The sequence below is a fragment of the Phenylobacterium sp. genome, from assembly GCF_035569475.1.
In the GTDB taxonomy this organism is placed as follows: Bacteria; Pseudomonadota; Alphaproteobacteria; order Caulobacterales; family Caulobacteraceae; genus Phenylobacterium.
Window position 1 is genome coordinate 1 of record NZ_DATMNA010000045.1, and the last position, 19,986, is coordinate 19,986.

The window sequence follows — 19,986 nt, forward strand, 5'->3', positions numbered from 1 at the left end:
AATCCTAAGACCTTCATCATTCACGCGGCATGGCTGCGTCAGGCTTTCGCCCATTGCGCAAGATTCCCTACTGCTGCCTCCCGTAGGAGTCTGGGCCGTGTCTCAGTCCCAGTGTGGCTGATCATCCTCTCAGACCAGCTATGGATCGTAGCCTTGGTAGGCCTTTACCCTACCAACTAGCTAATCCAACGCGGGCTACTCCAATGGCGATAAATCTTTCCCCCGAAGGGCACATACGGTATTAGCTGAAGTTTCCCTCAGTTGTTCCGTACCAAAGGGCATATTCCCACGCGTTACTCACCCGTCCGCCGCTCACCCGAAGGTGCGCTCGACTTGCATGTATTAGGCCTGCCGCCAGCGTTCGCTCTGAGCCAGGATCAAACTCTCAGGTTGAGTTGAGCACTGACCTAGCGTCCTCAGTATCCGAAGATACTGACTGGCATAGTCATCTTTAGTTCTTGACGAGTTCCCATTCACATCGATGCCCCGAGGCCGAAGCCCAAGGGAATTGATATTCATGGTGTGTCTTCAAGAGACCGCAGATTTCGTCAGTGTCGAGGTTACCTGGTTAGGGTAACCGCCAGGACACCGCCGCCTGCGTTTCTCTTTCCAATTCAACGATGTCAAAGACCCGACTGGCTTTCGCCCGCCCCACTGTTTAGCGCCGGTGGTCGGCGGAGGCGGCTATCTAGTTGCCGGTCTCTTGGGTGTCAATCGGTCCTTTCGGACTTTTCCGCCGAACCCGGAAATCCCGAAGGATCTCCAAAATTTGGCGCAAAAATCGCACCGGGCCGCCGAGGGGCAACCCTCATACAGTCGGTAGCGATTCGATTGAGGCTCGGGAAAATACCCATCTCCAGGAGAAATGCAAGAGGGTTGTTGGACCCTTTCGCCGCCGCCTGGAGCAGGCCCCGCCCGAGCGGGAGGCGGCTATCTAGGGGTCGCCCCCCAGCCTGTCAATCGCCGTCTTTGGGCGGAATGAATTTCATGAGCCCGTCACAGGCCCCTCCCCCTTGCCGCTCCGCCTGCGGGGCCTAAGAAGGATGCGGGGAGGAACCGCCCGGCCATGCTGTCGCAGAAAGCGAAATACGCGCTCAGGGCCCTGGTGGAGCTGGCCCGCGCCGACGGGGCCCAGCTCACCGCCGGCGAACTCGCCCTGCGGGCGGATGCGCCGCGCAAATTCCTGGAGGCGATTCTTCTGGAGCTGTCGCGCCAGCGCCTGGTGACCAGCCGGCGCGGCAAGTTCGGCGGCTATGTCCTGGCGCGCCCGCCCGGGGAGATCAGCTTTGCGGAGATCATCCGGGTGATCGACGGGCCCCTGGCGTTGGCGCCCTGCGTCAGCCCGCGCCTGCATTTCCGCAAGTGCGACGACTGTCCCGACCGCGACGCCTGCACGCTCCGCGAGGCCCTGGCTCGCGCCCGCGACGCCTCCGCCGACGTGCTGGAGGCCTACAGCCTGTCCGAGGCGGCGACCATCGGCGCCCCGGACGCTCGGCGCTCCGCCGAGTGACAGACCTTGAAAAAGCGGCTTCACGGGAAGCCGTACGTCTTCGCAAGGGCTTCGATTGACGCCGCGGGCATGTGTCCGCAGGCATCAACTCGCCGCGATATAGGCCTTCAGCCCGTCGGCCTCGGCCTCGACCTCGCTGATCTTCGACTTCACCAGGTCGCCGATCGAGACGATTCCGACCAGCCGCTCCTTGTCGCAAACCGGCAGGTGGCGGATGCGCCGGTCGGTCATGCGGCCGAGCAGCGAATCGACCGTCTCGCCAGGCTGGGCGAACAGCACGTCGCGGGTCATGACGCCGGACACCGGCTGTCCGAGGGCCGCGGCGCCCCCATCGGCCACGGCGCGCACCACGTCGCGCTCCGAGACGATTCCCACCACCTGCTCGGCGTCGAGCACCACCAGCGCGCCGACTCGCCTCGAATGCAGCAGCCCCGCCACCGCCGCGATGGTTTCGGACGGTGCGATCGTGAAGACGGTGTCGCCCTTGGAACGCAGAATCTGTGAGACAAGCATCGGAGTTCCCTCGCTTTCTCCCTTGTCGTTGAGAACAGCGTCGCCCCGAACCGTGTTCCACACAATGCACGCCCGCGTGAGGCCGCGGCCGACTAAGCCTTTGGCGTGCAGTCCAGCGCCGGCGCCGGCGCGGGCCGCGGCAGCGGCGTGTTCAGCGAGGGCGCGCGCCGGAAATCGAACATGTCCTCCAAGGCCCAGGCGTTGGCGTCGCGGGCGGTCAGGCGCCGGGTCCTGCCGTCCGGCCCGGTGAGGAACCGCTTCTCGATCAGCGCCAGCATTGAGGTGTGGTCGGCGATCCGGTGCGAGACGTAGGCTTTCTTGGCGAAGGGCGAGATCACGATCAGCGGCGCGCGGAAGCCGAGCTGGTCGAAATTCGGACAGGCCGCCGGATAGGGCTTGGCCGGGTCGTACTGCGGGCAGATCCCCAGGATCTCGTCATAGGTCGTCCCGATCTTGCGCTCGCGGGCGCAGGCCACGCCGCCGCCCGCCTTCCCGGCCGCCGGCGTGAACGGCCCGTCAGCGCAGTCGCCGGGGTTCAGCCCGTCCGGCGTGCGCTTGCCGCCTTGCGGCGCCGGCGGCGGCTTCACATGGTCATAGAAGCCGCCGGCCTCGTCGTAGGTGATCAGGACCGCGCTATCCTTCCAATACGGCCCGTGGCGCAGATCGTTGAGCAGTTCCGAGACCCAGGCCTGGCCGCGCTGGATGTCGCTGGAGGGATGCTCGTCGCTGTTGGAGCCGTGCTGGAAGTAGCCCTTGCGCGCGTTGACCCAGACCACGGCGGGCAAGGCCTTTGCGCCCGGCGCGCCCCTCAGCCGGTCCAGGAGTTCGGCGTGCCTGATGAAATGCGGATCGCCCAGGCGGCGGTAGGCCAAGCCCTCGGGCACGTCCTGGAAGGACTCGGCCCAATCCACGTTCGCGGCGCTCAGGAGGTCGTAGATCGTGCCCTGCGGCGGCCGGTAGCCGCCGGCCGGCGGGCCGACCTCCTCGTCGGTGATATGGCCGAAGAAGCTGCCCGCCAGGTGGAAGGCGTGGTTCGGGTCGCTGGCGCCCAGGAGCGAGCTGAAATAGCGGTCGCTGATCGCGAACCTCTGGGCCACGTCATAGTAGAAGGGGATGTCGGCCTGGCTGTAGTAGGCCATCGCCCGGGCCCCGTCGGCCGGTCCGGTGCGGTGGGTGTCCGGCGCCATGATGTCGTTCTGCATCACGAAGCCGTCGTTTCGCGGGTCGCTGAGCGAGCGTTCCGGATGGGCGAAGTTGGCGTCGCGGTGACTGCCCTGCCACTCGTGGTCGACGTCCGGCGCGATGCAGCGCGTCGCCGCGTGAAAGGCGTAGACCCGCCGCCCGTCGGCGTGGGCGTTCCAGTCGGCGCAGCTCAGCGCCCCGTCCGCCGAGAGCTTGCACTTCAACCCGTCGACGCAGGCGTGGTCGTCCGCCGCGCAGGGCCGGCCCTGGTGGTAGGGCGAACCCGGCGCATAGGGCAGCACCCCGAAATAGTGGTCGAAGGAGCGGTTCTCCTGGAAGATGACGATGATGTGCTTGAGGTTGGAGAGGCCCGTGTCCGGCCGCTTTGCCGCCGCAGCCGGGGTCGCGGATCCGAGCCACGCCACGGCCATCGCCGCCGTCAGCGCCAACGCCAAAGCTCGCCGCATCGTCCCTCCCCTGGCCGCCTCGGCCTCTCCCGCGCCAAGGCGCACAGAGGCGCGCGGCCGGGTCAAGAGCCTGCACCCGGAATGCGAAGACCTGACGACGTCAGGCGCGGGGCGCGAACCTTGCGAAGGGGCCGATCAGCAGCACGCCGGCGATGAAGCCCGCGATATGGGCCTCCCAGGCGACCCCGGCGTTGCCGGCGCCCGGCAGGAACCAGCCGCCGACCAGCGCTATGATCAGGTTGATCGCCACCCAGGCGCCGCCCATGGCCAGCACCGGCTTGGAGAAGATCCGCCCGACCCGCCCCTCGCCGCCGATCAGCCGCGCCGAGGCGCCCATCAGGCCCGACACCGCCCCCGAAGCGCCGACCACCAGGACGTGGCCGCCGGGATGCATCGCCGCATAGGCGAGGTTCGCCAGCACGCCGGTCAACACATAGAAGCCGAAGAACAGCAGCGCGCCCTCGATCTTCGGCCCGAACAGCCGCGCCAACGGGGCGGAGAACGCGAGCGCGAAGGCGCCGTTCATCATCGCGTGCGCCCAGCCGCCGTGCAGGAAGATCGAGGTGATCACCGTCTCCCAGCGCCCGGGCGCCAGGTTCGCCGGAGCGAAAGCGTAGGCCGCCAGGATGGCGTCGACCGGAAACAGCGTCTGCACCGCATAGCCGCCGACGATCAGCACCACGACCGCCACAGCCTGCCAGGGCGCGTTGAACACCGGCTCGCGCTTGGGCTGTTCCACCGGCTGCGGCTCAGGTCCCGGCGACCATGGCGGCGGTTGCGGCGGGGTCTCTTCGAAACGTGATTCAGTCATCGACCTCATTTAGGCGGTTTGTCGCAGTTACGACACTGCCGCCTTCTTGCCTTGCCGCCGCCACTTCGCTTGGCGATGGTGCAGCCATCCGCCTTGTTGGATGCCTTCAGGACTCTTCTATGATCCGTTCCCTGCGCGCGAGCGTCGCCCTCGCCGCCGTTCTGTCCCTCACTGCGCCCAGCTTTGCGCAGGCCATCGGCCTGCCGCATCTGCCCAAGATCAGCCTGCCAGGCTCGAACTCCGGTGCGGGGCCGGCGATGGAGAAGCTGCCGCCGGGTGTGTGGCCGCAGGCCCGCTCGGACGTGCGCGCCGACCCGGAGGTCCGCTTCGGCTCGCTGCCCAACGGCATGCGCTATGCGATCAAGCGGCAGGCGATCCCGGCCGGCCAGGCGGCGCTACGCCTCCGATTCGACGCCGGCTCGCTGATGGAGACCGACGCCCAGCAGGGGCTGGCCCACTTCCTCGAGCACATGGCCTTCAACGGCTCGAAGAACGTGCCGGAGGGCGAGATGGTGAAGATCCTCGAGCGCCACGGCCTGGCCTTCGGCGCCGACACCAACGCCTCCACCAACTTCGACGAGACCGTCTACAAGCTCGACCTGCCCAAGACCGATGAAGACACGGTCGACACCTCGCTGAAGCTGTTGCGCGAGACCGCCTCGGAGCTGACCCTCGCCCAGGCCGCCGTCGACCGCGAGCGCGGCGTGGTGCTGTCCGAGGAGCGCGCCAGCGACAGCCCCGGCTACCAGGTCTTCAAGGCCCGCCTGGGCTTCCAGCTCCCCGGCCAGCTCATGCCGAGCCGCCATCCGATCGGCAAGGTCGACATCCTCCAGAAGGCGCAGGCCAGCGTGATCGCCGACTTCTATCACCACTACTATCGCCCCGAGCGTGCGGTGCTGGTGGCGGTGGGCGACTTCGACCCGGCGGCGATGGAGGCCAAGATCCGCGCCCGCTTCGGCGACTGGAAGGCCGTCGGCCCCGCCGGTCCCGAGCCCGACCTGGGCAGGGTCGCCGACCGCAAGACCGAGGCGAAGGTGGTCGTCCAGCCCGGAACCGCCCTGAACCTCCAGGTTACCTGGATCCGCCCGCCGGACCTGCGCGCCGACCGGCTGGCCAAGCGCCGCTCCGACGTGATCGAGCAGCTCGGGTTCAATGTGCTGAACCGCCGTCTCTCGGCGCTCGGGCGTTCGCCGCAGCCGCCGTTCATCGCCGCAGCGGCCTTCAAGGCCGACCAGGGGCATTCGGCGGAGATCGCCACCATGGCCCTCGCCGCCCCGGCCGACGGCTGGCGCTCGGCGCTGGCGGCGGTGGACCAGGAGGAGCGCCGCGCCGTCCGCTATGGGGTGCGCCAGGACGAGCTCGACCGCGAGATCGCCGAGCAACGCGCCAGCGCCCAGGCCGCCGTGGCCGGCGCCGCAACTCGCCGGCCGGCGCAGATCGCCGACGAGATCGTGGGCTCCCTGGGCGACCAGGAAGTGGTCACCAGCCCGGCCGAAGACCTCGCCTTCTTCGAATCCGTGGTGAAGGGGTTGAAGGCCGACACCGTCTCCGACGCCCTCAAGGACGCCTTCTCCGGCCAGGGGCCGCTGGTCTTCGTCTCTACGCCCAGGGCGATCCCGGGCGGCGAGCAGGCCGTGCTGGCCGAATACGCCTCCACCCAGAAGGTGGCCGTGGCCGCGCCGGCGGCCCCGCACGAGGTGGTCTGGCCCTACGCCAGCTTCGGCGCCCCCGGAAAGGTCGCCGAAACCAAGGAAGTCACCGACCTCGACACCGTCTTCGTCCGCTTCGAGAACGGCGTGCGCCTGACCGTCAAGCCCACCAAGTTCCGCAACGACGAGGTGCTGGTCCGCGTCAATGTCGGCCAGGGCCTGCAGGACCTGCCCAAGGACCGCCAGAGCCTGGCCTGGTTCGGCAACGCCTTCATCGAGGGCGGCCTGAAGCAGATCAGCAGCGAGGACACCGAGCGCGTCCTGGCCTCCAAGCTCTATGCCGCCCGCTTCGGCGTCGGCGAGGACGCCTTCGTGCTCTCCGGCACGACCCGCACCGACGACCTGGCCACCCAGATGCAGGTCCTGACCGCCTACGTCGCCGATCCCGGCTGGCGTAGCGAGGCCTTCAAGCGCCAGCAGACCGCCGGCCGGACGGTCCACGACCAGATGGAAGGCACCGACGGCGGGGTCATGGGCCGCGAACTCTCCGGCCTGCTGCATGCCGGCGACCGCCGCTTCACCTTCCCCAGCCGCGACGACATCGCCAAGGCCCAGCTCGTCGACCTGCAGGCCCAGATCGCCCCGCACCTGGCCAACGACCCCGTCGAGGTGGTGATCGTCGGCGACGTCACCGTGGACAAGGCCGTCGACGCGGTCGCCCGGACCTTCGGCTCCCTGCCCGCCCGCCATCCGTCCGAGCCCGTGCCTGCCGCTCAGCGCGCGGTGGGCTTCCCCGCCGCCACCGCCAAGCCGGTGCTGCTCACCCACAAGGGCCGCGCCGACCAGTCCATCGGCTACGTCGCCTGGCCCACCAACGACCTGTGGGCCAATCCGCAGCAGGCGCTTGAGACCGACATGCTGGGCGAGATCATGGACCTGCGGCTGATCGACGAGCTGCGGGAGGCCCAGGGCGTCACCTATTCCCCCTCCGTCAGCTACCAGCACAGCCTGACCTGGACCGGCTGGGGCTATCTGTCCGCCAGCGTCGAGGTGCCGCCCGCCAAGCTCGACGGCTTCTTCCGCGACGTCTCCAAGATCGCCGACGACCTGCGCACCCGTGACGTCACCCCTGACGAACTGGAGCGGGCCAAGAAGCCTCGGATCGACAAGCTTGAGAAGTCGCGGGTCACCAACCAGTACTGGCTGTCGGAACTCTCCGGCGCTCAGGCCGACCCGCGACGGCTCGAATTCATCCGCCGCATCGTGCCTGGCACCGAGCGGGTCACCGCCGCCGACATCAAGCACGCCGCCCAACTGGTGCTGAAGGACGACCGGGCTTACCGCCTGGAAATCGAGCCGGAAGGCAAGGTCGCCGAGGCCGCCCCGGCGGGCCGGCCGTAACAATCGCAAGGAATGCGAAATCGGTAAGTCGCGATTCACCCTGATCCTGGATGCTCCGGGGATGGGAGTGAGGGCCTTGCCGTTTTCGATGGGCGACCGCTCGCCGGCCATTCTGGGCGCGGCGGCGTCGGGACGATTCTTTTCGCTGGACGCCCAGGCGGGCCGCCCGGTGGCGGTCGTCGCCCTGGGCGCGCTCGATCCACAGGCCGCCGCGGGCCTTCTGGAGCGACTGCGCGCCGCCGCCCCGTTGTTCCAGGCCGCCGGCGTCGACCTGGCCCCGCTGGCGCCGGCTTCGCTCGAGTTCACCGGCCGCTTCGCGGCCGACCCGGCAGCCCGCGACGACCTTCTCTATGTGACCGCCGGCGCGGGCGTCGAACTGGCCCATGTCGACGGCGCCGCGGCCGGCGTGCTCATCGACCGCAGCGGCCGCGTGGTGGACGTCATTGCCCTCGACGAGGCGACCGATATCGCCGCCTGGCTGAGCGCCTCGGCGCCGCGCGTCTGGGCCGAGCCGTCGCAGGTCCGCGCCTCGACGGCGCCGGTCCTGATGATCCCCAACATCGCCTCGCCACAGCTATGCCGCGCCCTGATCGACCATTTCGAGGCCTCCCCGCACGAGGCCGGCGTCATGGCCTCGTTCAAGGACGGCGGCGCCTACGCCAAGCTGGACGAGGACAAGAAAAAGCGCCGCGACACCGAGCTCACCGCCGGCATGCCGCTCTACGGCGAGATCATGGAGGTCCTGGCCAAGCGGGTGATTCCGGAGATCAAGCGCGCCTTCCAGACGGACATGGCCTTCGCCGATCGCGTCCTGATCGCCCGCTACGACGACACCGGCGGCTACTTCAAGCGCCATCGCGACAACGCCGCCCCGCACACCGCCTTCCGCGAGTTCGCCATCTCGCTGAACCTCAACACCCACGAGTACGAGGGCGGCGAGATCCTGTTCCCGGAATATGACGACCACCGCTACAACCCGCCCGCCGGCGGCGCGGTGGTGTTTTCGGCCTCGCTGCTGCACGAGGCCGCGCCGGTGACGAGGGGCAGCCGCTACGTCCTGCTCTCCTTCCTCGGCAGCGCCGCGGCGCAGGCCACGCTCGACGCCTGGGTCGAGGGCCAAAAAGCTATCGCATCTTAACCATCGGGCAGGGGCCGGATCGTAGCTTCGGGGCGCCTCCCTGGAGCCCCGCACGATGCTGATTCGCCGCTCGACCTACGTCCACCTGACGCCGCTGGCGGAGGATCGCGTCCTCATCGTTCACGCCATGAGCCATCTGCGGCTGGTCGTGGACGCGGAGGTGGCCGGGATCGTGGCCTGGTTCGAGACGCCCAGGGACATGCCGGGGGACCTGGCGGAGCTGCTCAAAGGCCTGACCATCGACGCCGACACCCTGGCCGGCTGCTTGGCCAGCCTGATGGAGCGCGGCGTGCTGACCGCCGACGACGCCGCCGGCGAGACCGCGGCGGTGGCCGCAAAGCTTTCCGAACTTCACGGCCGCGATCCGGGTGAAGCCCTGGACCAGTTGCGGCGGCAGGCCGGCGAAGGCTCCAACCCCTACTGGTCGGTCACCGCCGCATTGGGGGCCGACGACCTGGGCGGGGCCAAGTCCCATCGCTGGGAGGTGCTGCTGTTCGGCGACTGCGACCTGCAGATGGAGGCCGACTTCCTGCGCCGCGAGGCCGCCGCACGCGACGTGGACCTGCGCGTGGCCGCGAGCTTCCCCGACGACCTGCGGCTGGCGGCCGAGCGTCCGCACCAGGCGATCTTCATCGGCGCCCTGCGCTCCCGCCACCTGGTGGCCAAGGGCACGGCGGCCGATCACGGCGGCGACCCGTCGGCGATCTACCTGGCCGAGGCGCGCCAGGTCATCGAAGGCCTGCGCGCGGTCAGCGACGCCCCGATCCTGATCGACAGCCTGCCCGAGCCCACCGTCCAGCCCCTCGGCCTCGCCGACCGCGGCGCGAACGGCCACCGCGCCCGCTTCCGCGCCGTCAACCAGGGCCTGGAGGCCCTGGCCGACCAGTACGGCGGGGTCTACGTCGTCGATGTGGCCGCCGCCCTGGCCGCGGAAGGCGCGGGCCGGCTGCTGGACGACGGCCTCGTGGGCTTCACCCACTTCGGCTCCCCCGGCTGGATGCTGCAGCGGCCGTCGGTCGAGCTACAGGCCGTCCACGGCATCTTCCCCGACACCGCTCCGCTGGAGGCCCTGGTCGGCCCCGACCTCTATCGCCGCGAGGCCGTCGTGGCCCGCGCGCACATGGACCTGCTCGCCGTGGTCATGGGCCTGGGCCGCAAGAAGTGCGTGATCCTCGACCTCGACGGCACGCTCTGGCCGGGTGTGCTCGCCGAGACCGGCGCGCCCTTCGCCTGGACGCCGGAGATCAGCGGCCACAACTCTTACATCGGCCTCTATTTCGGCTTCCACGAAGCTCTGAAGGCGCTGAAGCGCCGCGGCATCCTGCTGGCCTGCGTCAGCAAGAACGACGAGGCCCTGGTCCGCGACCTGTGGAAATACCCCGACCACTATCCGCACGATCGCCTGCTCACCCCCGACGACTTCGTCACCTGGCGGGTGAACTGGGACGACAAGCCCTCCAACATCGCCTCGATCGCCGAGGAACTGGGCTTCGCGCTCGACGCCTTCGTGTTCATCGACGACCACCCGGTGGAGCGCGAGCGGGTGCGCCAGGCCCTGCCCCAGGTGGACGTGCTGGGCGAGGACCCCTTTGCGCTTCGCCGCATCCTGCTCACCGACCCGCGCTTCCAGGTTCTCAAGCTCACCGAGGAGTCCGCGGCCCGCACCGACCTGGTGAAGGCCCAGCTCGGCCGCGACCGCCAGCGCGCGGCGGCCGGCGACAGCGAGGATTTCCTCGCCTCACTGGGCGTAGTCACCGCCTTCGAGCGCCCCACGGACGGCGCGACGCTCACCCGCGTGGGCGAGCTCTTCCAGCGCACCACCCAGTTCAACACCACCGGGCGGACCTTCTCCGAGACCGAGCTCGCCCGCCACGCCGAGGCCGGCGACGTCTTCATCGCCCATTGCAAGGACAGGTTCGGCGACTACGGCCTGGTCGCCGCCGCGGTCGTCGAGGGTTGCGAGATCGCGGCCTTCGCCATGAGCTGCCGGGTCATCGGCCTGAAGGTCGAGCACCAGTTCCTGGGCTTCATCCTCGACGCCCTGGCCGACCGGCACTCCGAGGTCCTGGGCCAGATCCTCGAGACCCCGCGCAACGGCCCGGTGCGCCATCTCTACGCCGACAACGGCTTCGAGCAGGACGGCGTGACCTGGCGCAAGGCGCTGGGCCGCTAGGCCAACAAGTGAGCTAGGCGGCCTTCTTCCCGTCCCCATAAACCGGCGCATCCTCCGCCGGCAGGAAGGCCTTTCCCCGGATCGCGTCGGAGATCTTCTCGGCGATCATGATGGTCGGCGCGTTGGTGTTGCCGCCGACCAGGGTCGGCATGACCGAGGCGTCCACCACCCGAAGGCCCGCGATCCCCTGCACGCGGCACTCCGCGTCGACCACCGCCATGGGATCGCCCGCCGCCCCCATGCGGCAGGTGCCGACCGGGTGGTAGATAGTTTCGCCCGTCGCCTTGATCCAGGCGTCGATCTCCGCGTCGGTCTGCACCGCCGCGCCCGGCGCATATTCCTCGCTCCGATAGGGATCCAGCGCGGCCTGTTCGGCCACCTTGCGCATCATCTTCACCCCCTCGCGCAGGGCGCGGCGGTCCTCTTCCGCGGCCAGGTAGTTGGCGAAGATCGCCGGATCGTCCAGCGGGTCGGCCGACTTCAGCCCCACCCGGCCGCGGGACTCCGGCCGCAACTGGCAGACGTGGAAGGTGAAGCCGTCCTTCGGCACGGAGACCTTGCCGTGGTCCTGCATGATCGCGATCACCGTGTGGACCTGCAGGTCCGGCCGGTCGAGGTCGGGGCGCGAGCGCAGGAAGGCGCCCGATTCCAGCATGTTCTGCCGCCCGATCCCCTTGCCGAACAGCATGTAGCTCAAGCCGATGCCGAGCGTCCTGATCAGGCCCTTGCGCAGGGAATAAAGCGTGATCGGCTTGGGGCACACCCAGCTCATGCAGACGTCCAGGTGGTCCTGCAGGTTGGCGCCGACGCCCTTCAGCGCCTTCACCACCGCGATCCCGTGGGCGGCCAGCTCCTCCGGATCGCCGATGCCGGAGAGCTGCAGGATATGCGGCGACTGCACGGCGCCGGCGCAGAGCAGCACCTCGCCGTCGGCCTGGACGATCCGCTTTTGCCGGGTCTTCTCGTCGTGGATCTCCACGCCCGTCGCCCGGCCGTCCTCGACTACGATGCGGGTCGTGCGCGCGCCGGTCAGGCAGGTCAGGTTCGGCCGCGCCAGCGCCGGGTGCAGGTAGCCGCGCGCCGCGCTCCACCGCTGCCCGTCGTGGATGGTCAACTGATAGGGGCCGAAGCCCTCCTGCTGGAAGCCGTTGAAGTCCTGGGTCAGCGGATGGCCGGCCTGGGCGCCGGCCTCGATGGTCGCCGAATAGATCGGATTGGGCGTCGACGCCTTCGACACCTTCAGCGGGCCCGACCCGCCATGCCAGGCGTCGCCGCCGCCCTCCAGGCTCTCCGAGCGCTTGAAATAGGGCAGCACGTCCGCATAGCCCCAGCCCGGCAGGCCCATCTGGCGCCACTGGTCGTAGTCCCGCGCGTGGCCGCGGATGTAGATCATGCCGTTGATCGAGGACGAGCCGCCCCAGCCCTTGCCCCTCGGCCACCACAGCTTGCGGTCGTTCAGGTTCGGCTCCGGCTCCGTCCAGAAGCCCCAGTTCTGCGGCCCGGCCTTGCCGATCAGCCCGCCGACCCCGGCCGGCATCTTGATCATCAGGGAATTGTCCTTGCCGCCGGCCTCCAGCAGCAAGACCCGCTTCGTCCCGTCCTCGGTCAGGCGGTTGGCCAGCACGCAACCGGCCGAGCCCGCACCTATGATGATGTAGTCGTAGCGATCCATGGGCTTCCTGCGCGCGTCCCTCAACATGGGTGGGGCCGCCGCCGAACCTGACGCACGCGTCATCTTCTGGCAAGGGCGCCCCGTCGGCGCCGTGCTAGAGAGGCCGCATGAAGGCCTGCGTGTTCATCAACCTCCCCGCCGCCGAGGCGCGCCGTCGCGACATCGAGGCCTCGTTCGCCCGCACGGCGGCCGGCGCCTGGTCGCTCAGCCGCTTCAAGGCGCTCGGCCCCGCCGACGTGGCCGCCATCCCCGGCGCCCTGACCCCTGCGGAAAAGGCCTGCTTCGCCAGCCACCGCACGGCCCTGGGCGAGCATCTGGCCGGCGACGACCCGGTGCTGATTGTCGAAGACGACGCCGTCTTCTCACCCCAGGCCTTCGGCGTGCTGGACGGCCTGCTGGGCCGGGGCGGCGACTGGGACCTGATCTTCACAGACGCGGCGCTCTGCGACTTCAATCTGATGGTCCATCTCGCCGCCCGCCGCGACGGCATGGTCACGCGCGGCGAGTACCTGCCCGTCGATCTCAAGGGCCGCTCCTACTTCGGGGCGACGGCCTACGCCGTGCGCGGGTCCTCGAAGCGGCGCGTCCATGCAGCCCTGGCCGCCGCCGAGCTCAACCAGCCCTACGACCTCTTCCTGCGCGACCTGATCCACTCCGGGTCGCTCAAGGCCGCCGTCGTGTTCCCCTTTATCACGTCCCTGTCGGCGGAAGCTGACGGCTCGCAGATCCAGGGCGACGACACAGCCGTCTTCGACCGGACGCTGAACGCCTATCGCCGGCTCATGTACGTCGCCCGCGACCTCGACCGGTGCCGCGCCGACGCCCAGCGCCTCGCCGCGCACACGGACGAGGCCGCCCGCCTCGTCGGAGCGGTTTTCGCTGCTGTGGTCTCGCCGGCCTTCCCTCTGGACCGCTGAACGCCTAGCGCCCCTTCCACTGCGGCGGCCGCTTCTGCGAGAAGGCCAGCGGCCCCTCGATGAAATCCTCGCTGCCGACGAGCGCCAGGATAGCCGGATAGCGGCGCTGCCCCGTCATCGCCGCCTCCAGGCTGGGTTCGTCCAGGCCCTGGTAGACCGCCTCTTTCGAGGCCCGGATCGACATGGGCGACAGCTCCATGATCTGGCCTGCCCAGCGCCGGGCCGCGGCCATCAGCTCGCCCGGCGCGACCACCTCATTGACGAAGCCCAGCTCATGGCCCTCCGCCGCCGACACCCGCCGACCGGTGAGGATCATGCCCATGGCGCGCTTGGTCCCGATGGCGCGCGGTAGCCGGTGCAGGCCGCCGGCCAGCGCCGCCAGCCCCACCCGCGGCTCCGGCAAGGCGAAGACCGCCGCCTCGGACGCCACGATGATGTCGCAGGCGAGCGCGATCTCGAAGCCGCCGCCCATGGCCACCCCGTTCACCGCCGCGATCACCGGCTTGGTCAGGTCGAAGCGCGTCGTGAGCCCTGCGAACCCCGACGGCGGATTGCCCATCTTGCCGCCGCTCGCCTGGTGCTTCAGGTCGTTGCCCGCCGAGAACGCCCGCTCGCCCGCTCCGGTGACGATGGCGACCCACTGATCCGGATCGGCCGCGAAGGCGTCGAACACCTCCGCCAGCTCGAAGTGCGCCGGCGAATGCAGGGCGTTCATCACCTCCGGCCGGTTCAGGGTGACGACGGTCAGCGGCCCGTCCCGCTCCACCTGCACGAATTCATAGGCCATGACGGTCTCCCATTTTCATCCCTCCTCTTTAGGGGAGGGACGGGCCGCGCAGCGGCCAGGGTGCGGAAGTCGCCTTGAAGCGGTGAGGACCGAGCTTGGCCCACTCACCCCCACCCGTCCCGCGCTGCGCGCGGTCTACCCTCCCCTAAAGAGGAGGGATGATTCAAGCCTCCCTCAGCTCCCGCCGGTAGCGTTTCCAGTTCTCCACATAGTGCGCCGCGCCGCCGGCCAGCATCATCGCCTGCTCCGGGCTGATCTCGCGGACGACCTTGCCGGGCGCGCCCATCACCAGGGAGTTGTCGGGAATCTCCTTGCCCTCGGTGATCAGGCAGTTGGCCCCGATCAGGCAGTTCTTCCCGATCCGCGCCCCGTTCAGGACGATCGAACCGATCCCCACCAGCGAATTGTCGCCGATCGTGCAGCCGTGCAGCATCACCATGTGCCCCACCGTCACATTGGCCCCGATGGTCAGCGGCGAGCCGGTGTCGGTGTGCAGGACCGAGCCGTCCTGCACGTTGGAGTTCTCCCCCACCACGATCGGGTCATTGTCGCCGCGCAGGGTCGCCCCCCACCAGACGGAGGCGTTCTTCTTCAGAATCACCCGGCCTATGACAGATGCACTGGGTGCGATCCAGTATTCGTCATCATTCGGTAATTCAGGTGTCACACTGCCTAAGTTGTAGACACTCATCCGCGCACCCCGTTTCTTGCGACAATCCGCCCGTTTAACACTTACGAAACCAAGTTAGGATCATTCTAGTCGGGCGATTCGAGGGGGCGATAGCTCTCCCGGAGTCCGCTGCGGGCCGAGCCATCGGTCCCGTGTCTCGCGCTGGACGGAGTTGATGGCGCTGAGTGTGTTGTCTTCTCGGATCCTCGGATCCGGACCGGCATCCTGGGGACAGCCCCCGGGCCTCGCACGCCGCCTGCTTCGATTCATCCCCGACCATCCAAGGGCGCTCCATTGCGGAGACGCCCTTTTTTCTTGCCCCCCAATCCACGGGGTCAACGGAGGCTTTTGATGAGCAAGCGAGCCCTGAAGCGACAACTGCGCGAAGGCGCGTTCGACGCCGGCCAGTTTGAGGGCGACGATAAGATTCGCCGGCTCCCCGTCGACCGCGGCTGGTCGCCGCTGGCCCACCACAACGACGATCGCGAGCAGGGCTACCTCAAGACCATCAAGGCCAAATCTCCCGGCCAGCAGGAGTTGATCGACGCCATCGACGCCAAGAACCTGGTCATGGCCCTGGGTCCGGCCGGCACCGGCAAGACCTATCTGGCCATCGCCAAGGCCGTCGAGGCCCTGGAAGCGGGCTCCGTCGGCCGCATCGTCCTGTCGCGTCCCGCGGTGGAGGCCGGCGAGAGCATCGGCTTCCTGCCCGGCGACGCCGAGGACAAGCTGGCGCCCTACCTGCGCCCGCTCTACGACGCGCTCTCCGACCGGCTGTCCATGAAGCGGGTCAGGGCCCTGATGGCCGAGGGCGCCATCGAGATCGCTCCGGTCGGCTTCATGCGCGGCCGCACCCTGAACAACGCCTTCGTGGTGATCGACGAGGCGCAGAACTGCACCTACACCCAACTCAAGATGCTGCTGACCCGCCTGGGCTGGCACTCGACCATGGTGGTCACCGGCGACCCCGACCAGTCGGACCTGCTGCCGGAATTCTCCGGCCTGAAGCCCGTCGCCACCAAGCTTGAGGCCGTTCCCAACATCGCCGTCGTGCGCCTCGCCGATCGCGACATCGTCCGTCACCCGCTGGTCGCCGAGATGCTCGGGGTCCTCTAGCTCAAAAGACGAGATTGCGGACGATCGCCCAGCGGCCGTCCGCCATCCGCTTCCAGACTGTCAGGTAAGGGCCGCCGGTCGTCGATCGGCGGCCCTCCTTGTCTACGGTAGTCGCCCCGCCGTGGCCCCACTCATAGACCAGGCCGTCGGCGGCTTGCGCCATGCCGTCATGATGGATGCCACCCGCCAGGACCTGGGCCAGGCCCTCGACCCGTCGGCGGTAGAACGCGGTGATCGCTGGGCGGCCGACGATCTCCTGGCCGTTGGGAAGCACGAACACACCGTCCTCGGCGTAGGCTTCCGCCAGCCGTCCGGAGTCCTTCCCCCGCAGGGCCGGCAGCCAGTCGGCGTTGGCCTTGTCGATGGCCGCCCTGGCTTGGGCACGATCGTTGGGCGCGGCGACGGCCGGCGGAATGGCGATCGCCAGCGCCGCCGCGCCCAACAGGCTGGGGAAGATACGCACTGCCACAGGGGCGAACCTAGCGCCGCCTCGCGGCCCGTGGCTTCGATCGCGATCGAAGCGTCGGTCTTTGCGACAAACGGTCGTGAACGCGAGTTAATTTGCCTGGAACCGGCGCCCGCGTGGATAGTCACCCCACGAGGGAGCTCCCATGCGACAGGTCAAAGCCCGCGCCGCCGCACCGAATCCGACCGTCACGCCTCTGGCCTGGAGCGTGGCGGCGCTCTCGTCGCTCGTCCTGTTGCTCGCGGCCCTGCCCGGCCACGCCGCCACCGGGGACGCCGATGTGCTCGGCCGCTGGATCACCGGCAAGAACCAGCCCGACATGGACTATCGGCTCTCCGCTGGGCCGTCGGGCAAGCTGGTCGTGACCGTGCCTGCCAAGGCCGTCGGCCGCGCCAAAGGTGAGACCGTCACCCTCGACCGCGTCGGCCCGGACGAGTTCGCCACGCCGAAGGGCGGCAAGATCCACGCGAGCTTCAAGGTCACCGGTCCAGGCCGCGCCGAATTCAAGATGATGATCAACCGGCCCGACGCCTTCAACGTCACCGACCAACTTCTCGAACGGCCCTAGACGCCCGAAGCGCTAGGCTTGATCGCGCCGCCGCGACTCCGTATAGATAGTTTGACGACCTAACTATATGGTGTTGACAGCATGCCCGCCGCCGCGGCCGACCTCCCAGGATCCGACGATGTGCTCGGCCTTGCCGAACTGCTCCGCGGCCCGCTGCTGCGGGTGTCGCGCAAGCTGCGCCAGGCCGGCCTGAAGTCGGGCCTTTCGCCGCAGGAGACGCTGATCCTCGGCTACCTGAAGAAGAACCCGGGCGCCGGCGTCTCCGAGCTCGCAGACTTCGAACAGATCTCGCGGCCCACCATGTCCAGCCACATCAAGCGCCTGGAGGCCGCCGGTTGGATCGCCCGCGCGAGCCACGCCGACGACGGGCGCCGCCAGGGGCTGACCGTGACGCCCGCAGGCCTGCGCCAGCACGCCGCCGCCCAACGCCACCGCAACGACTGGCTGGCCGGCCGTCTCTCCGGCCTGACGCCGCAGGAGCGCACGCGCCTTGCCGAGGCCGCAGCCCCGCTCCTCAAGCTCACGAGCGAGGCATGAGCACTCGCGCCGAAGAGGTCCTGACAGGCGATGTCCTCGACGAAGGCGGCGCCGACGCCGCGGCGGTGCTCAACGAGGGCCGCGACGCGACCCTGCGCGGCTGGGTGATCCCGGCGATCATCGGTTCGGCCCTGTTGATGCAGACCCTGAACGCCACCTCGATCAACAACGCCCTGCCCGCCATGGCCCGCGCCCTGCACGTCGAGCCGCTCAGGCTGAACATCGCCATCACCATGTACCTGCTGGCCTCGGCGGTATTCCTGCCGATCTCGGGCTGGATGGCCGACCGTTTCGGGGCCAAGAAGATCTTCATGGTGGCGATCGTGCTCTACGCGCTGTCTTCCGCCGCCTGCGGCTTCGCCAACAGCCTGACCGAGCTGGTGATCTTCCGCCTGGCCCAGGGTTGCGCCGGCGCCATGATGGGGCCGGTCGGCCGCCTGGTCCTGCTGCGCACCACGCCGAAGAGCGAGCTGGTCGGCGCCATGTCGGTGGTCACCATGCCGGCCCTGCTCGGACCCGTGGTGGGACCGGTGCTGGGCGGCGCGATCGTCACATTCGTGAGCTGGCGGTGGATCTTTTTCCTGAACCTGCCGATCGCGCTGGCGGGCGTGCTGCTGGTCCGCGCCTTCGTGCCCAACGTGAAGGAGCAGGACGTCTCGCCCATCGACTGGCCGGGGATCTTCCTCACGGGCTTCGGCCTGGCGGGCCTGATCTTCGGCTTCGAGAACCTCGGCCGCGACGCCCTGCCGCCGACCGCGGTGGCCGGCCTCTTCGCCGGCGGGATCGCCTGCCTTGGCCTCTACTGGGCGCATGCCCGTAACAATCCGCACGCCATCCTCGACCTCAGCATCTTCAGGATCCCGACCTTCCAGGCCTCGGTGCTGGGCGGCGCCTTCTTCCGCCTGGTGCCCGGCGCGACGCCCTTCCTGCTGGCCATGCTGTTGCAGGTGGGGTTCGGCATGACCGCCTTCGCCGCGGGCTTGATGACCTTCATCTCCGCGGTCGGCGCCCTGGTCATGAAGACCACCGCCCCGCCGATCCTGCGCCGCTTCGGCTTCCGCTCGGTGCTGGTCGTCAACGGCGTGATCTGCGCGGCAACCTTCATGGTCTACGCCCTCTTCAAGATCGACACCCCGCACTGGCTGATCATGATCGCGCTCGCGGTCGGCGGCTTCTTCCGCTCGCTGCAGTTCACCAGCCTGAACGGCATGGCCTACGCCGACCTGGAGCAGGCCCAGATGAGCCGCGGCACGACCACCGCGTCGATGGCCCAGCAGTTCATCCAGTCGGTGAGCATCGGCCTGGCCGCCACCCTGCTGCACTTCCTGATGGTCTCACGCGGCGAGACGCACCTGACCGGCGCAACGGTCGCGCCGGCCTTCGCCATCATCGGCGCCCTTACCCTGGTCTCGCTGTTCTGGTTCCTCCGCCTCCCCGCCAACGCCGGCGACGAGATGAACAACCGAGGGCCGAAGCCCGCCTAGCCCTCCACGTCCGTCCAGGGCCGGTCGCGGCCATCGGACAGTTCCTCGCGCCAATGCCCGTTGGCGTCCTCGTAGACGATGCCGTGGGTGTCGCCGGCGATCCGCTGCTCGCCGGCCGCGCGCCGCGCCGCCTTCAGCGCCGCCTCGTGGCTCGGGAAGGTCTCAGAATAGGTGCCGTCCGCCCGGTAGGCCCAGCCGCCGTCGTGCGGCACGATGTGATAGGTGACGTGGCTCATCTGGAGTCTCCGGCGAAGCTCAGCGCCCTACATGGCCCGTCCATCAGGGCGCGACAATCTCGAACCAGAAGTCGAAGCGGTCCAACAGGGGCAGAAGGCGGCCCAGCTCCGCCGCGCCCTCGCCGGCCACCGTCCCGTCGGCCAGGGCCTTCTCCAGCGTCGTCTCGCCGATCACCAGGGCGATCAGCACCGGCCGGGTCAGCGACGCCGCCGGGCCGCCTTCGCCCGCCGCGTGGTGCAGCACCGCGTTCTCGACGCTCACCGCGAACCGCTCGTTCGTGTCGGTGAAGGCCAGGGTCAGGGCCAGGTGGCCCGCCGCGCCCGCCGTCTCCCCGTTCAGCCGCACGGACAGGCTCTCCAGCAGGTCTTCGGCCGGCAGGGACCGCAGTTGGCCCGCGGCCCCCTGCCGCGGCGTGTCCGACTTCGGCCGCGGATTGCGCAGCTCCTGCGCCCCCGTCAGATAGAAGGCCCGCCACGGCCCGCTCTCGGCCTGGTAGCCGATCTGCTCCAGGGCGTCGGCCTGGATCGCCCGGGCCTCGGTATTGGCCGGATCGGCGAACACCAGGTGGTTCACCAACTCGGCCACCCAGCGATAATCGCCGCGCCCGAACGCTTCCTTGGCCTTCGCGAGCAAAACCTCCGCGCCGCCGGCCAGCTCGACGTAACGCGCGCCCGCCTCAGCCGGCGGC

18 protein-coding genes and 1 rRNA gene are annotated in these 19,986 nt (G+C 69.0%); 9 read left to right on the top strand and 10 right to left on the bottom strand.

Annotated features, from left to right (window positions below):
• Positions 1-393, bottom strand: a 16S ribosomal RNA gene (locus VNW53_RS07535); the annotation flags it as partial.
• 673 nt (positions 394-1,066) lie between these two features.
• Between VNW53_RS07535 and VNW53_RS07540 the strand changes: the two genes are divergently transcribed.
• The gene (locus VNW53_RS07540) at positions 1,067-1,510 is read left to right on the top strand and encodes an Rrf2 family transcriptional regulator (RefSeq protein ID WP_325554684.1); all 444 of its coding nucleotides are present in this window, start codon (positions 1,067-1,069) and stop codon (positions 1,508-1,510) included.
• A gap of 84 nt (positions 1,511-1,594) precedes the next feature.
• Here the strand turns inward: VNW53_RS07540 and VNW53_RS07545 are convergent, their stop codons facing one another.
• From VNW53_RS07545 to VNW53_RS07555, 3 genes are all read right to left on the bottom strand, one after another.
• Positions 1,595-2,023: a CBS domain-containing protein gene (locus VNW53_RS07545; protein ID WP_325554686.1), complete on the bottom strand. Its 429-nt coding sequence runs from the start codon at positions 2,021-2,023 to the stop codon at positions 1,595-1,597.
• Positions 2,024-2,115: 92 nt separating this feature from the next.
• Positions 2,116-3,672 carry a phospholipase C gene (locus tag VNW53_RS07550; RefSeq protein WP_325554688.1) on the bottom strand — a complete coding sequence of 519 codons (1,557 nt, stop codon included), beginning with the start codon at positions 3,670-3,672 and terminating at the stop codon, positions 2,116-2,118.
• Between the two features lie 100 nt (positions 3,673-3,772).
• Positions 3,773-4,483: a rhomboid family intramembrane serine protease gene (locus VNW53_RS07555; protein WP_325554689.1), complete on the bottom strand. Its 711-nt coding sequence runs from the start codon at positions 4,481-4,483 to the stop codon at positions 3,773-3,775.
• A gap of 119 nt (positions 4,484-4,602) precedes the next feature.
• Between VNW53_RS07555 and VNW53_RS07560 the strand changes: the two genes are divergently transcribed.
• The 3 genes from VNW53_RS07560 (at position 4,603) to VNW53_RS07570 (ending at position 10,844) form a co-directional block, all read left to right on the top strand.
• The gene (locus tag VNW53_RS07560) at positions 4,603-7,533 is read left to right on the top strand and encodes an insulinase family protein (protein ID WP_325554691.1); all 2,931 of its coding nucleotides are present in this window, start codon (positions 4,603-4,605) and stop codon (positions 7,531-7,533) included.
• A 76-nt stretch (positions 7,534-7,609) separates the two neighbouring features.
• On the top strand, positions 7,610-8,671 hold the full coding sequence (locus VNW53_RS07565) for a 2OG-Fe(II) oxygenase (protein ID WP_325554693.1): 1,062 nt from the start codon (positions 7,610-7,612) through the stop codon (positions 8,669-8,671).
• 55 nt (positions 8,672-8,726) lie between these two features.
• Positions 8,727-10,844 (top strand): HAD-IIIC family phosphatase, encoded by a 2,118-nt coding sequence (locus VNW53_RS07570; RefSeq protein WP_325554695.1) that lies wholly within the window; start codon positions 8,727-8,729, stop codon positions 10,842-10,844.
• 13 nt (positions 10,845-10,857) lie between these two features.
• Here the strand turns inward: VNW53_RS07570 and VNW53_RS07575 are convergent, their stop codons facing one another.
• The gene (locus VNW53_RS07575) at positions 10,858-12,516 is read right to left on the bottom strand and encodes a choline dehydrogenase (RefSeq protein WP_325554697.1); all 1,659 of its coding nucleotides are present in this window, start codon (positions 12,514-12,516) and stop codon (positions 10,858-10,860) included.
• A gap of 107 nt (positions 12,517-12,623) precedes the next feature.
• On the opposite strand from VNW53_RS07575, the gene VNW53_RS07580 reads away from it, so the two are divergent.
• Positions 12,624-13,433: a glycosyltransferase family 25 protein gene (locus VNW53_RS07580; RefSeq protein WP_325554698.1), complete on the top strand. Its 810-nt coding sequence runs from the start codon at positions 12,624-12,626 to the stop codon at positions 13,431-13,433.
• A 4-nt stretch (positions 13,434-13,437) separates the two neighbouring features.
• On the opposite strand, the gene VNW53_RS07585 is transcribed toward VNW53_RS07580, so the two are convergent.
• Positions 13,438-14,220, bottom strand: a complete 783-nt coding sequence (locus tag VNW53_RS07585) for an enoyl-CoA hydratase-related protein (protein WP_325554700.1) — start codon at positions 14,218-14,220, stop codon at positions 13,438-13,440.
• 163 nt (positions 14,221-14,383) lie between these two features.
• Positions 14,384-14,911 (bottom strand): gamma carbonic anhydrase family protein, encoded by a 528-nt coding sequence (locus VNW53_RS07590; RefSeq protein ID WP_325554702.1) that lies wholly within the window; start codon positions 14,909-14,911, stop codon positions 14,384-14,386.
• Between the two features lie 330 nt (positions 14,912-15,241).
• Between VNW53_RS07590 and VNW53_RS07595 the strand changes: the two genes are divergently transcribed.
• Positions 15,242-16,006, top strand: a complete 765-nt coding sequence (locus VNW53_RS07595; protein ID WP_325554704.1) for a PhoH family protein — start codon at positions 15,242-15,244, stop codon at positions 16,004-16,006.
• Between the two features lies 1 nt (position 16,007).
• Here VNW53_RS07595 and VNW53_RS07600 read toward each other — a convergent pair whose 3' ends face one another.
• Positions 16,008-16,475 carry an SgcJ/EcaC family oxidoreductase gene (locus tag VNW53_RS07600; protein ID WP_325554705.1) on the bottom strand — a complete coding sequence of 156 codons (468 nt, stop codon included), beginning with the start codon at positions 16,473-16,475 and terminating at the stop codon, positions 16,008-16,010.
• A gap of 142 nt (positions 16,476-16,617) precedes the next feature.
• Here VNW53_RS07600 and VNW53_RS07605 point away from each other — a divergent pair, with 142 nt between their 5' ends.
• The 3 genes from VNW53_RS07605 to VNW53_RS07615 all read left to right on the top strand — a co-directional run bounded on the left by VNW53_RS07605 (position 16,618) and on the right by VNW53_RS07615 (position 19,061).
• On the top strand, positions 16,618-17,040 hold the full coding sequence (locus VNW53_RS07605; protein WP_325554706.1) for a hypothetical protein: 423 nt from the start codon (positions 16,618-16,620) through the stop codon (positions 17,038-17,040).
• A gap of 81 nt (positions 17,041-17,121) precedes the next feature.
• A complete protein-coding gene (locus tag VNW53_RS07610; protein WP_325554707.1) occupies positions 17,122-17,577 on the top strand; it encodes a MarR family winged helix-turn-helix transcriptional regulator in 456 nt (151 codons plus the stop codon).
• On the top strand, positions 17,574-19,061 hold the full coding sequence (locus tag VNW53_RS07615) for an MFS transporter (RefSeq protein ID WP_325554708.1): 1,488 nt from the start codon (positions 17,574-17,576) through the stop codon (positions 19,059-19,061). The genes VNW53_RS07610 and VNW53_RS07615 overlap by 4 nt, the downstream gene beginning before the upstream one ends.
• Here the strand turns inward: VNW53_RS07615 and VNW53_RS07620 are convergent.
• Together VNW53_RS07620 and VNW53_RS07625 are read right to left on the bottom strand one after the other, a co-directional pair.
• Positions 19,058-19,297, bottom strand: coding sequence for a DUF2188 domain-containing protein (locus tag VNW53_RS07620; protein WP_325554709.1), 240 nt, complete (start codon positions 19,295-19,297; stop codon positions 19,058-19,060). The genes VNW53_RS07615 and VNW53_RS07620 overlap by 4 nt on opposite strands.
• Positions 19,298-19,340: 43 nt before the next feature.
• Positions 19,341-19,986, bottom strand: a 646-nt coding sequence (locus tag VNW53_RS07625; RefSeq protein ID WP_325554710.1) for an alkyl sulfatase dimerization domain-containing protein, incomplete at its 5' end; no start/stop codon positions are given.

Excerpts from the sequence above, each read along its gene's own strand:
- VNW53_RS07540 (WP_325554684.1), top strand. The coding sequence starts at position 1,067 with ATGCTGTCGCAGAAAGCGAAATACGCGCTCAGGGCCCTGGTGGAGCTG.
- VNW53_RS07545 (WP_325554686.1), bottom strand. The coding sequence starts at position 2,023 with ATGCTTGTCTCACAGATTCTGCGTTCCAAGGGCGACACCGTCTTCACG.
- VNW53_RS07550 (WP_325554688.1), bottom strand. The coding sequence starts at position 3,672 with ATGCGGCGAGCTTTGGCGTTGGCGCTGACGGCGGCGATGGCCGTGGCG.
- VNW53_RS07555 (WP_325554689.1), bottom strand. The coding sequence starts at position 4,483 with ATGACTGAATCACGTTTCGAAGAGACCCCGCCGCAACCGCCGCCATGG.
- VNW53_RS07560 (WP_325554691.1), top strand. The coding sequence starts at position 4,603 with ATGATCCGTTCCCTGCGCGCGAGCGTCGCCCTCGCCGCCGTTCTGTCC.
- VNW53_RS07570 (WP_325554695.1), top strand. The coding sequence starts at position 8,727 with ATGCTGATTCGCCGCTCGACCTACGTCCACCTGACGCCGCTGGCGGAG.
- VNW53_RS07575 (WP_325554697.1), bottom strand. The coding sequence starts at position 12,516 with ATGGATCGCTACGACTACATCATCATAGGTGCGGGCTCGGCCGGTTGC.
- VNW53_RS07580 (WP_325554698.1), top strand. The coding sequence starts at position 12,624 with ATGAAGGCCTGCGTGTTCATCAACCTCCCCGCCGCCGAGGCGCGCCGT.
- VNW53_RS07585 (WP_325554700.1), bottom strand. The coding sequence starts at position 14,220 with ATGGCCTATGAATTCGTGCAGGTGGAGCGGGACGGGCCGCTGACCGTC.
- VNW53_RS07590 (WP_325554702.1), bottom strand. The coding sequence starts at position 14,911 with ATGAGTGTCTACAACTTAGGCAGTGTGACACCTGAATTACCGAATGAT.
- VNW53_RS07595 (WP_325554704.1), top strand. The coding sequence starts at position 15,242 with ATGAGCAAGCGAGCCCTGAAGCGACAACTGCGCGAAGGCGCGTTCGAC.
- VNW53_RS07605 (WP_325554706.1), top strand. The coding sequence starts at position 16,618 with ATGCGACAGGTCAAAGCCCGCGCCGCCGCACCGAATCCGACCGTCACG.
- VNW53_RS07610 (WP_325554707.1), top strand. The coding sequence starts at position 17,122 with ATGCCCGCCGCCGCGGCCGACCTCCCAGGATCCGACGATGTGCTCGGC.
- VNW53_RS07615 (WP_325554708.1), top strand. The coding sequence starts at position 17,574 with ATGAGCACTCGCGCCGAAGAGGTCCTGACAGGCGATGTCCTCGACGAA.
- VNW53_RS07620 (WP_325554709.1), bottom strand. The coding sequence starts at position 19,297 with ATGAGCCACGTCACCTATCACATCGTGCCGCACGACGGCGGCTGGGCC.